General features: G+C 66.2%; 6 protein-coding genes and 3 pseudogenes. 4 read left to right on the top strand and 5 right to left on the bottom strand.

Features of this window, described 5'->3' with window-relative positions:
* Positions 1–964: 964 nt before the first annotated feature.
* The 3 genes and pseudogenes from A3OM_RS0119680 to A3OM_RS24400 form a co-directional block, all read right to left on the bottom strand.
* Positions 965–2076, bottom strand: a protein-coding gene (locus A3OM_RS0119680; RefSeq protein WP_085984231.1) for an IS3 family transposase whose coding sequence is annotated in 2 segments (ribosomal slippage) — positions 965–1827 and positions 1827–2076 — 1113 coding nt in all. Because the reading frame shifts where the segments join, the coding sequence is not laid out codon by codon here.
* A 105-nt stretch (positions 2077–2181) separates the two neighbouring features.
* A pseudogene (locus tag A3OM_RS26215) lies at positions 2182–2331 on the bottom strand (IS630 family transposase); the annotation flags it as partial.
* 254 nt (positions 2332–2585) lie between these two features.
* A pseudogene (locus tag A3OM_RS24400) lies at positions 2586–3820 on the bottom strand (IS256 family transposase).
* A gap of 122 nt (positions 3821–3942) precedes the next feature.
* Between A3OM_RS24400 and istA the strand changes: the two are divergent.
* The 4 genes and pseudogenes from istA to A3OM_RS0119650 form a co-directional block, all read left to right on the top strand.
* Positions 3943–5370 (top strand): annotated as a pseudogene (istA, locus tag A3OM_RS24395) (IS21 family transposase); the annotation flags it as partial.
* An 8-nt stretch (positions 5371–5378) separates the two neighbouring features.
* A complete protein-coding gene (gene istB / locus A3OM_RS0119660; RefSeq protein WP_280790500.1) occupies positions 5379–6113 on the top strand; it encodes an IS21-like element helper ATPase IstB in 735 nt (244 codons plus the stop codon).
* Between the two features lie 149 nt (positions 6114–6262).
* The gene (locus tag A3OM_RS0119655; protein ID WP_018045490.1) at positions 6263–7438 is read left to right on the top strand and encodes a DUF4365 domain-containing protein; all 1176 of its coding nucleotides are present in this window, start codon (positions 6263–6265) and stop codon (positions 7436–7438) included.
* Positions 7435–8889: a hypothetical protein gene (locus tag A3OM_RS0119650; RefSeq protein WP_018045489.1), complete on the top strand. Its 1455-nt coding sequence runs from the start codon at positions 7435–7437 to the stop codon at positions 8887–8889. Before A3OM_RS0119655 ends, A3OM_RS0119650 begins: the two co-directional genes overlap by 4 nt.
* A 36-nt stretch (positions 8890–8925) precedes the next feature.
* Here A3OM_RS0119650 and A3OM_RS24840 read toward each other — a convergent pair whose 3' ends face one another.
* Positions 8926–9930 (bottom strand): CBS domain-containing protein, encoded by a 1005-nt coding sequence (locus A3OM_RS24840; RefSeq protein WP_018045488.1) that lies wholly within the window; start codon positions 9928–9930, stop codon positions 8926–8928.
* Positions 9931–10225: 295 nt separating this feature from the next.
* The gene (locus tag A3OM_RS0119640) at positions 10226–11665 is read right to left on the bottom strand and encodes a hypothetical protein (protein ID WP_018045487.1); all 1440 of its coding nucleotides are present in this window, start codon (positions 11663–11665) and stop codon (positions 10226–10228) included.
* Positions 11666–12012: the final 347 nt, after the last annotated feature.

Raw genomic sequence — 12012 nt, 5'->3', positions numbered from 1 at the left:
GGTTGTCTGGTGCCATCGGAGCGAAGCACCGGCCGTCGAGGTTTGTCTCGTTCAATGCCCTGCGGGCCTTCCGGTTCGGCTACCCATCAGGGAGTGGATAGGATCCGCTTAGGCCACATGTTTGTGACGATCGCGCCTTGCCGACTGTCAATCCGAACTGCGATGTTTCGTCCGCTCGCGACTACATCACACGACAGATCGCGGTTCTCTTTGGAGCGAATCATGGAAGGCAAGACCGAGTATACGAGTGCGTTGGGGGCACTACCGCCCGGCTTCTAGCTGGCACAGACGGCGCTTGCACGGTAGTTCTTCACGATGGGCGGTGTCGCCCTGGTCGTTGGGCCGGGGGCAGCGTGTCTATCTTCGGCTCGGAGCCATTGGCGTGTTCGTCTGTCTTCGCCTGGATCTTGGTGAACGTTTGAGGGAGGCCGGCTTGCCGAGGGGCAAGGCTTTGCCGGGCATTGGCAAAGCATTGCATTAAACCGAAGGAGCCGGATCTCGGAGCCACGCCGTCGGTCGACCGGCGGATCGAAGGTGCAACCTTGTGACAGGCGAGGCCGGGGTTGTGCTGTCGGCCTTTGCGCACCGCTTCCCGCCACCTTGGACGGACAACGCGAACGGACCCTATCTGCTCGATCCGCGGACATCGGGGTCGTTCTGGAGGTGTGGGGCAACCCGTTCCCTCCATCCTGCAGTCTGCCCCGTTTGGGCGGACCGCTTGCTGCCGATGCCCTTCGACTTGCGACCCGGCGTTCCCCATCCCGCCTGGTTAGCGGTGGAGGCTCGGGGCGCATAGGGAGCGTGGCTCTTTCCTTTCAGCGGAAAGAAGCTCGCTCCGAGGTGCTACAGGAGGACGACCGACATGCTCCGTCCTCGACGGACATCAAACACGGAAATTGGACTGCCACATCGGGCAATGAGTTCAAGTTTGTCGGCGGTGACCTTGCCCCCTGTTTGCCCCCGTTCATAACCAGAGTCCGTTCTGGTTCTGGTCCTGTTTGGACCGGGTTGCAAACGCGTTCGGGGTGAGCCCGCCGAGGCTCGTGTGAGGGCGGCAGGTGTTGTAGTCCNCCCGCCACGCCTCGATGAGGGTCCGGGCCGCCGGCAGGCTCCGGAACAGATGCTCGTTCAAACACTCGTCGCGCAAGCGCCCATTCAAGCTCTCGACAAAACCGTTCTGCTGCGGCTTGCCGGGCGCAATGTAATGCCACTCGACCGCACGCTCTTCCTGCCAACGTAGGATGGCGTGCGAGGTCAACTCGGTGCCGTTGTCCGAGACGATCATCAGCGGCTTGCCCCGGCCTGCGATGATCCGGTCGAGTTCGCGCGCGACGCGCTGGCCGGACAGCGACGTGTCGACCACCAGCGCGAGACACTCCCGCGTGCAGTCGTCGACCACGACCAGAATGCGGAAGCGCCGTCCATCGTCGAACGTGTCGGAGATGAAGTCGAGGCTCCAGCGCTGGTTCGGCTCCTGCGGCACGGCGGCGGGAGCCCGCGTGCCAAGGGCTCGTTTGCGCCCACCGCGCCTTCGCACCGACAGACGTTCCTCCCGGTAGAGGCGGAATAGCTTCTTGTGGTTCAGCGTGAGGCCCTCCCGCCGCAACAGGATGAGCAGGCGCCGGTAACCGAAGCGACGGCGCTCGCCGGCCAGGCTGCACAGGCGTACCCGCACAGCCGCATCGTCACCACGGGTCGAGGCGTAGCGGTACGTCTTCGGCTCCAGGCCGATCAGCCCGCAGGCTCGACGCTGGGAATAGCTCTTCTCCTCGATGGCCCAGCTCACGGCTGTTCTCCGTGCGCCGGGCGTCAGAAGTTTTTTCCCAAAGCCTCGCGCAGCGTCGCCACGTCGAGCATCGCCTCGGCCAGGAGCTTCTTGAGCTTGCGGTTCTCCTCGTCGAGCGACTTCAGGCGACGAGCGTCCGAGACCTCCATGCCGCCGTAGCGTGAGCGCCACGTGTAGAACGTCGCGTCGCTGATGCCGTGGCGGCGGCAGATCTCGGCCACCGGCAGCCCGGCTTGCTGCTCCTTCAGGATGCCGATGATCTGCTCTTCGCTGAACCGGCTCTTCTTCATCGTCCGTCTCCTCATCGACGGACCCTAGCTTAAGAACGAGGGCAAACCAGGGGGCAAGGTCAAGCGCTTTGACGGCTGGACACGTCTCATACCAATCGGCACGGATCATCTCCGAAAGGCCCAGTCGCGCAGTCCGAGGGACATGATGCGCCGAGGCTGGGCAACGAGCTTGTTTCAGGCCGCGCAGCATCGATCGGGAATGTCCTCGTAGGAGGCGAAGATCATGTCGCCGAGCCGGTTGTCGCGCATGAACTGCAGACAGTCTCGATCGGGCTGAGTGTGTTTCGGCGTGCAACTTTGACCCCGTGAGGCGGGGGATCGGCGTCCAATTCTGACCCCCTAACCTCGTTCTCGCAGACTGCCCTCCGGTACGGCTGGAAGGGTGGTGTAGGGGGATGAAGGGCGTGGACACGATTGCGCGCATCCGGCGCGAGTTCTTCAGGTCGTGTCCCCTGGCGTGGTGTAGCTTCATAGAGCCACCACGATCACCGGTAGGGCCGGTGGTTTGATCAGGCTGCCAGGGTCGGCAGGCTGACGAGAGGATCATCGCCGATCGGGGCGATGCTTTCCAGCGTCATGTAGCGGGCCCGTTGCACGGCCCACTCGTCGTTCTGTTCGAGCAGGATCGCGCCGACGAGGCGTGTGATGGCGGCCTCGTTGGGGAAGATGCCGACGACTTCGGTGCGGCGTTTAATTTCGCCGTTGAGGCGCTCCAACGGGTTCGTGGAGTGGAGCTTGACCCGGTGGACGGCCGGAAAGCCCATATAGGCCAGCACATCGGGCTCGGCCGCGTCCATCAGGGCGGCGAGCTTGGGCACCTTGGGCCGGAGTTGGTCGGCGATCTTGCGCCACTGGACCTTGGCGGCCTCTGCGTCGTCCTGGGCGAACGCGGTGGCGATGAAGGCCGAGACGACCCGACGGCCCGAGCGGCCGGCGTGGGCCAGCACGTTGCGCATAAAGTGGACCCGGCACCGCTGCCAGGTCGCGTTCATCACCTTGGCGACGGAGGCCTTGATGCCTTCGTGCGCATCCGAGACCACGAGCTTGACCTCGCGCAGACCGCGCCGGGCGAGTTTGCGCAGGAACGTGGTCCAGAACGTCTCGGCCTCGGACGGGCCGACGTCCATGCCGAGCACCTCGCGCCGGCCGTCGGCGTTCACGCCGACCGCCACGATGACGGCGACCGAGACCGGGCTCCCGTCGCACATGTGCGATGGGGACCCTGGATGCGGCCGTCCTGGCGCACCTTCACGTAGGTCGCGTCGATCCAGAGATAAGGCCACTCGCCCTCGATGGGCCGGTCGAGGAATGCACCGACCCGCTCGTCGATCTCCTGGCACAGCCGGCTGACCTGGCTCTTCGAGACGCCCGTCCCACCCATCGCCTGAACGAGATCATCGACGGACCGGGTCGAGATGCCCTGGATGTAGGCCTCCTGGATCACCGCCGTGAGCGCCTTCTCGGCCATCCGCCGCGGCTCCAAGAAGCCGGGCAAGTAGCTGCCCTTGCGCAGCTTCGGGATACGCAGTTCCACAGTGCCGGCCCGGGTCTGCCAGTCCCGGTCGCGGTAGCCGTTGCGCTGCACCAGCCGCTCGGCGCTCTTCTCGCCGTGAGCCGCCCCAGTCAGGCCGCCCACCTCCAACTCCATCAGCCGCTCGGCGGCAAAGCCGATCATCTCCCGCAGCAGATCAGCGTCGGCACTCTTCTCCATCAGCCCGCGCAGGGTCATCATCTCGTCGGTCATCGGGGGTTCTCTCGGGTTCGGGGTTGGTCGTCGCAACCCGACCCTACCCGGCAACCGCCGATGACCACCCGTCAGCTACACCACACCCTGGGACTCGACCGTTCTTCAACCGCGGCCGCGCAATCAAGGACATCGTCCGAGACCTGCACGTCTCCCGCAACACGGTCCGGAAGGTCGTCCGGTCGGGAGCCACCGCCTTCGCCTATGAGCGTGAAGTGCAGCTGCTGCCCAAGCTCGGTCCGTGGCGCGACGATCTCGATCGAATATTGACCACCAACGCCGGCAGGTCCGCTCGCGAGCGGCTGACGCTGATCCGGATCTACGAGGCGCTGCGCGGGCTCGGCTACGAGGGCGGCTACGATGCCGTTCGGCGCTATGCCAAAACCTGGAAGCGCGAGCGCGCCTCGGTCACAGCCCAGGCGTGCGTACCGCTGTCGTTCGCCCCGGGCGAGGCCTACCAGTTCGACTGGAGCCACGAGATCGTGCTGATCGGCGGCACGACCGTCACGGTCAAGGTCGCCCACGTCCGGCTGTGCCACTCGCGCATGCTGTTCGTGCGAGCCTATCCGCGCGAGAGCCAAGAGATGGTGTTCGACGCCCATGACCGGGCGTTCGCGTTCTTCCAAGGCACCTGCCAGCGCGGCATCTACGACAACATGAAGACCGCGGTGGAGACGATCTTCGTCGGGCGCGAGCGCGCCTACAATCGCCGCTTCCTGCAGATGTGCTCGCACTACCTCGTCGATCCGGTCGCCTGTACGCCGGCTTCGGGCTGGGAGAAGGGGCAGGTCGAGAACCAGGTCGGGCTGGTGCGCGAGCGCTTCTTCACCCCGCGTGTCCGAGTGAAGAGCTACGAGGAGCTGAACGCGCTCCTGCTCGATGGGGTGATCGCCTACGCCAAGGCCCATCCCCATCCCGAGCAGCGCGAGCGCACCGTCTGGGAGCGGTTCGAGGCCGAGCGAGCAGCCCTCGTTCCCTATGCCGGCCGCTTCGACGGCTTCCACGCCGTCACCGCTTCGGTGTCCACGACCTGCCTCGTGCGCTTCGACAACAACCGCTACTCGGTCGCCGCCTCGGCCATCGGTCGGCCGGTCGAGGTACGGGCCTACGCCGAGCGCGTCGAGATCCGGCAAGACGGGCGCGTCGTCGCCGAGCACGAGCGCGCCTTCGGGCGGGATCAGACCGTGTTCGATCCCTGGCACTATGTCCCCGTGCTCGCCCGCAAGCCCGGCGCGCTCCGGAACGGTGCACCGTTCAAGGACTGGGTCCTGCCTCCCGCCCTTGACCGGGTCCGACGCAAGCTCGCCGGCAGTGCCGGAGGGGACCGTCAGATGGTTGAGATCCTCACCGCCGTGCTCGCCGACGGGTTGCCGGCCGTCGAGGCGGCCTGTGCCGAGGCGCTGCGCGAGGGCGTGCACTCGGCCGACATCGTCCTCAACATCCTCGCCCGGCAGCGCGAGCCGACCGCGCCCGTCACCATCCTGACCCCCGAGAGCCTGCGGCTGCGCCACGAGCCGGTCGCGGATTGCGCCCGCTACGACAGCCTGAGGAGCCCCCCATGATGGAACGCCAGAACATCCTCGCCACCATGGGCGAGCTGAAGCTCTTCGGGATGAAGGCGGCCTACGACGAGATTATCAAGGTCGCGCTCAAGCGCACCCACGAGCCGCAGCAGATCGTCGGCGACCTGCTCCAGGCCGAGATCTCCGAGAAGCAGGCACGCTCGATCCGCTACCAGATGACGATCGCCAAGCTGCCCCTGGCCAAGGACATCGCCGAGTTCGCCTTCGACGGCACCCCGATCAACGAGGGTTTGGTACGCGCGCTCTCCGGCGGCGAGTTCCTGGCTTACCAGCGCAACGTCGTACTCGTCGGCGGGACCGGGACCGGCAAGACCCACCTCGCCATCGCCATCGCGCGAGCCTGCATCCGAGACGGGGCGCGGGGCCGGTTCTACAACGTCGTCGACCTCGTCAACCGGCTCGAAGCCGAGGCACGTGCCGGCCGCCAGGGCCGCATCGCCGACCATCTCGCCCGGCTCGACCTCGTGGTGCTCGACGAGCTCGGGTACCTGCCGTTCGCGCAGTCGGGCGGCCAACTCCTGTTCCACCTGATCAGCAAGCTCTACGAGACCACCTCCATCGTGGTCACCACCAATCTCGCCTTCGGGGAGTGGCCGAGCGTGTTCGCCGGCGATGCCAAGATGACCACGGCGCTGCTCGACCGGCTCACCCACCATTGCGAGATCGTCGAGACCGGCAACGAGAGCTGGCGCTTCAAGAACCGCGCCTGAGGCCGGCACACACGTCGCGCCTGCTGGACCCCTGATCAGCCCGGCTGCGCCACCCCGACCCGCTTCGCCGGGCTGATCAGGGGCGTCCCGCCATACCCATCCAGGGGGTCAAAGTTCGACGCCGATCCAGGGTCAATGTTCAACGCTGTTTGACAGCCACCGGCAAGACCATCGCCGTCCAAGTGAAGACGACCGTGTCCGGCACCTACATCCGCGAGACCGACACGAGCCTCGAATACCTCTGCGAGCCCGAGGACGTCGAATACTGGCGTAACTGGACCATCCCCGTGATCGTGGTGATGGTGCGGCTCAGCGACCAGAGCATGTACTGGAAAAGCGTCAGGGAGGCCGGGCCGCCGGACGGTCGCCGCCTAACGGTCGACAAGGCGCTCGACGTCCTCGGCGCCACAGCCGTGGACGCACTGGCCGACCTCGCCGTCGACACCGACCGCTTCGGCATCTGGATGCCACCCCTGCGCGGGGGAGAGCCTGTGCACCTTAACCTGTTGCGCATCGAGCTTCCGACCACCGTCTTCACCGCAGCCTCGCCCCTGAGGGACGGCCGCGATGCCCGCGCCGAGCTCCTTCGCCACGATCCCAGCCCGCCGGACGAATGGGTGCTCCGCAACGGCACCCTCGTCGCCTTCCGCGATCCGCGCGCCTCGTCCCTGATGCACGTCATCGACGCGGACACGGTCGAGGAGGAGCCAGTGGGCACCTTTGCCTTCCCAGACGAGGAGGGGGAGGAGCACCGCTTCATCGAGCTCCTCGGGCGAGCCTTGCGCACCCAGCTCGACGGCTGCCTGTCCTTCGACCGCGACCAGGGCGCCTACTACTTTCCGCCGGCGCCCATGGGCATCGCCGTCACCTACTCCTACCAGAGCCTCAAGCAGGTGACCTCCGCCGACGTGGTCAAGGTCTACAAGGACCGGAAGGACGAGGGCAAGATCCACTATGTCCGCCACCACGGCTTCGTACCACGGTTTTGGCGCATCGGCGACGCTTGGTACCTTTCCATCACATCGACCTTCGTTTTCACCCGCGACGGCATCAAGCCGGACCGCTTCGCCTCCGAGCGCCTCGCCAAAAAGCGGCAGCTTGAAAAGAACCAGGCCATCCTGGGCCAGTTCGTGATGTGGCGGCACCTCCTCTGCGGCCTCGGCGCCAAGCCGACCGACGACCTTTTCGGCTCCGAGTCCGTGTCTGGCCCGATCCGTCTCCTGCCGGTCGAGGCCGTGCAGTCCCCCCGCTCCGTGCCCGAGCGGCAGTGGCGCACCCGTGACCCGGCCTCGAAGACCAGCGGGCAGGAGGAGTTCTCCCTATGAGCTTCCGTCTCGACGTGCTTGACGAGCCCCTGCTAGAATTCGGGGGCGGCGGTCGCTCCATCGACCCCCGGATGGGACTGATGGAGTTCGGCCCGCTGCAGCCGGGCACCGGCGACAAGGTCCGGCTCGCCGTCATCGGCACCGCGGAGACCGTCGACGGCTTCGAACGCTTCGTCGAGCGGTGCCGGACCGGCATCGCTGCCGAGTCCGGCCGGCTGGCGAACTTGCGTCCGCACTTCCCCGGCCTCGGCAACGCCAATCCCTTCCGCTGCGCCTTCGAGGTCGAGGCCGGGGCAAGGACCGTGCTGCCCCGCCGCGACATCGAGCGCATCCTGAAGGAGCGCAACAACGATGCGGCCGTACGCGCCGCCGTCGACCTATTCGCCGAGCACGCGCTCGCCATCCACGAGACCTCGGCTCGACCCGACGTCATCGTCTTCGCGCTGCCGACCGACCTGATCGAGCGCGTCGTGAACGACACGATGAGCAGCGACACGGAGGAGGACCCGCTCCCCGAGAACGTCCCCGCCGGCCAGCCCCTCGATTTTCGCGATCTGCTGAAGGCGCGGACCATCAACATGCGCTGCCCGAGCCAGATCGTCTGGCCCAGCACCTGGGACGACGCCCAGAAGGTGAACCGCAAGCTGAACGGGAAGACCCGGCGCACCCAGGACCCGGCGACCCGCGCCTGGAACCTCTTCAGCGCCCTGTTCTACAAGGCCGGGCGTGTGCCGTGGCGCCTCCACAGCCCGGAGGACGGCCTCAAGACCAGCTATTGTGGCATCAGCTTCTACCGCGACGAGACTGGGCAGCATCTCCTCACCAGCTCCGCCCAGATGTTCGACGAGCGCGGCAAGGGGCTGATCCTCAAGGGCGGCCGCGCCCGCACCGAGCGGAACCAGCGCCATCCCTATCTGACCCGCGAGGATGCCTACGACCTGCTGCGCCGGGCACTCGAAGCCTACCGACGGCACCACAAGCACTTCCCAGCCCGCCTCGTCGTCTACAAGACCGCGCGATTCAACTCCGCCGAGGTCGAGGGATTCGAGGCCGCCATCGACGAGGCCCGGATCGACGTGCGGGATTTCGTCTGGGTCTACGAGGGCTCGCCGCTGCTGGCCATGCGCGAGGGCGACTACCCGCCCCTTCGCGGGAGCGTGATGGAACTCGGCCGCGACACCATGCTCTACACACGGGGCAGCGTGCCGTTCTTCAAGACCTATCCTGGGATGCGGGTGCCCCGCCCCGTGATGCTGCGGCCGCATCTCCAGGATTCGACGAGCCACGAACTCGCCGCGGAGACGCTGGCCCTGACCAAGATGAACTGGAACTCGACTCAGTTCGACGGGGCCTCGCCCATCACCCTCCAGGCGGCTCGGCGGGTCGGTCGCATTCTCAGGCACGTTCCCCAGGGCTTCGACGTCCAGAGCGACTATCGCTACTACATCTGACGGAGACTGGCCGGCGGCGTTTCCCGAGCACGTCCCTCAGTATCGGCGGTGCGCCTTCAGGATGACGCCCTTCAAGGTGCTCGCACCGTTGACGGTATCGGTCACCACGACGGTTCGCGCGCTCTTGTTGCGCTTGAAGGACTCCGCCACCTTCGAGAGATGGTCGCCGGCGTCCAGCCGAAGCCAGTTCCTCGGAAGCCCGGCGGCGACCCCACCGACGGTATGCTCGGTCAGGAGAACAAGTCCTTCCCCCTTAGCCGCCGCGCCCGCGAGTTGCGCGAGTACATCCTCGTGGCGGAGCACACCGGCCGGCGTGCCGGCTTCGTCGAGGATGACGAGGGCGGGCTTGGTCTCATCGAGCCTGGAGAGCGCTGAGAGCAGGTTTTCCTCTGGAGATGCCGTGACGAAGCTTCCGTCGCATACCATTCCTACCGTGCGTCCCGTGGCGGATGCGGGCCCAGCGGGCTTGGTACCAACTACGCTGCCGACCGTGCAATAATGCGTCGTCCATCCGGCCGTCACGGTGCATCGCATCTCGATCAGCTCGATGATGGCTGCGAGGATGGCCGGAGCATTCTCATTGAGGATCGGCTCGTGGTGCGAGACACGATTGCGGAACTGGCAGATCGCCTTGACCGTCCGGTGGACGTCGCGCCTCAAGGTCCTTGCCGGTACGTTTGGAAGAACCTTTCGGAAGTGCCGCTGCCAGAACGGGCGCTCATAGGCGTTGCGCAGCAAGTGGGACCAGAAATCGAAGGTCAACGTCGCGACCAGTTGAGAGACGGGGTAGCCAGGCCCTTTCGTCACCACGAGACGCCTGTCGGCCTTGGCAATCGCGTCGTGGCCGCCCGGCTCCAGCCAGGCGACGAAGCCCGGGTCACTGGGCCAATTCTCGCCGAAGGAGCCCACCAAGGCCTCCACGACCGCGTTCCTCAGGGCAACCTCAGCCATCTGCAAGGGGAAGAGGAAGGCCTTGGCGAGCCGCGCATTGTAGAGGTACAGCCCGAAGGCATAACGCTCGTCGTCGGACGCCATCGTCATGTACGGCGCGAATCGAGGCTCCGAGATCGTGCCCCGGAGCGCGGCCAGACCGGCGGCGTCGTAGGGGTATTCCGCTTGACTTTCAGCCACCGTGACGGCACCTTATCTTTCACTAGCAGTTGGGAAGGCCCTCTGACCCTCGGGTCATGCACCCCCAACGTAGTTTGAGCACCCCAGGACAGGCCTTGCCTCTCCTGGGGTTTCCTTTTTCAGGCTTGCTTCGTAACCACTCGGCGCACGACCGCCAAGGCCGTCCACCTAAAGTTGTCAGGCTTGGCGACTTCCACCGGTAATCCTACCGGCGCATCCGCGCCCGGAACGCCTCCCGCCGCCGACGCTCGCCCGACGCGGACCGCATCCGGAACGCCTCCATCGCGTCGGCCCGCTTGCGCGCCTCCTCATCCAAGAGCCCGGCCAGGGACGGTTCGGCCTCGGCGTAGAGAAGCGCGGCGAACCGGGCGCGTAGGGTCCGGGACTCGACGCCCGCGTCATCGGTGACGCTGCCCGGCAGCACGCTCTCCTCGGGCAGGTCGGCGAAGCTGCGCCACAGGTCGAACGCGGACCGGTCCTCGTCCGGCAGCAGCAGGCGACACGCCTCGGGGCTGACGAGGACATGGCGGCGCAGCCAGAGGCCCTCGTCATGGCCCGGCGCCATCCGGTCGAGCGCCTTACGGTAGTGGGTCTCGAAGTCGGGGCATTCGAAACCGTGGGGATGGGCCGCCCGGAACCAGTACCCCGTCTCGCCCAGCGCCTCCGTCCGATCCGGCTCGGGGTAGCCGGTGTAAGGCAGAAAGCAACCATAGCCGAGGCTCGCCCAGCTGGCCTCAACGGACTGCTCCTGCGGCTCGCCCACGTAGGTGGCAGGGTCCATAGTGAAAACCATCCGCAGCGCGCGGCCGCCGGGCTCCACCACGGCCGCGAGACCCACCTTCTGGCAGATGACGCAATGCGCGCACCCGACCGCCTCCAGGTCCGGGTTCAGGAAGAAGAGATTGTTCTCTTCGGATTCCCCATTCGCGTTCGGGCGAACGCGAAAGACCTCGGCCTCGGCGTGGGCGACCACGCGGGTGAAGAGCGGCACCACCGGCGTGTTACCGGAATACAGGAAAGCCCCGTCGCCGACGTATTCCATGGCCCCAGCCTGCACGTCGAAGTTCAGCGCGTCCCGCTGCGCCTCCGCGAGGAAGCGCGCGAGTTCGTAACGACGGCCGGGGCTCGCCAGCCAGGTCGCGATCCGGGCCACGTCCTGTGCGAGCTCGGTATCGGGCTCGGTCTCGGGCGTCCCGCGGAAGTTGTCGAGGTACCCGTCGAGCACGGCCGCGAGCTCGACGAGGAGCGCGTCATCCTCCAACGCAAAGCCAGACTCGCGGGCGTGGCGGGCGATGGCCTCCACGTTGTCGACGTAGGCGCCGATGCCGCTGGCCAGCCGCTTCGACACTACGGCGCCCGGCTCCATCTCCCGGCGCGACAGGTAGAACCGGCTCGTGGCGCCACGCTCGGAGGCACGGCCGCCACTGACCAGTACCCGCGTCGGCTTCAGGTCGAAGCGATGCAGCATCTCCGTCACCAGCCGGGTCGCCGCCAACGCCTGATCGTGGCTCAGCTTGCGCGGTCCCTTCCAGGGGCTTTTGGGCCGCGTCACCTCGGCGGCGACCCGAAGAAGCGCGGCGGGGCTCGTCTGGCTCAGGGCACGCTCCATCAGGGCCTGGACAGCGGTGGTCGTGGTCTCGGTCATGGCCGGGTCACTCCGGGGGTTGCGATGTCCGAAGGCTAGGCCGCGCATCGACCGCTTGAATATCTAATTATGCCAAATGTGAGATTCGAGCGTTCGGCTGACTTAAACGGAAGTTTTTGGCTTAATATTCGGTGACGTAACGCATACGATGGACTTTACACGCGATCCGTGATCTGCGGAGTCGCTCGCCACCGCCCGCCTAGGCTTTCCGGGCTGGTGTTGCGTGCGTCACCCAAGACTGCACAGGGATCCACAGGTCCTTCGATTTATCATGCGAATACTAAGAGTATTGGTTGACCGGCGTTAACGTAGCTGTTTGTTTCTCCTCGCTCTACGACGCAGATGCA

The sequence above is a fragment of the Methylobacterium sp. 88A genome, assembly GCF_000376345.1.
Lineage (GTDB): Bacteria > Pseudomonadota > Alphaproteobacteria > Rhizobiales > Beijerinckiaceae > Methylobacterium > Methylobacterium bullatum.
Note: the sequence above shows the minus strand (reverse complement) of the source record. Positions and strands in the feature narration are given on the sequence as shown.

Excerpts from the sequence above, each read along its gene's own strand:
- istB (WP_280790500.1), top strand. The coding sequence starts at position 5,379 with ATGATGGAACGCCAGAACATCCTCGCCACCATGGGCGAGCTGAAGCTC.
- A3OM_RS0119650 (WP_018045489.1), top strand. The coding sequence starts at position 7,435 with ATGAGCTTCCGTCTCGACGTGCTTGACGAGCCCCTGCTAGAATTCGGG.
- A3OM_RS24840 (WP_018045488.1), bottom strand. The coding sequence starts at position 9,930 with ATGACGATGGCGTCCGACGACGAGCGTTATGCCTTCGGGCTGTACCTC.
- A3OM_RS0119640 (WP_018045487.1), bottom strand. The coding sequence starts at position 11,665 with ATGACCGAGACCACGACCACCGCTGTCCAGGCCCTGATGGAGCGTGCC.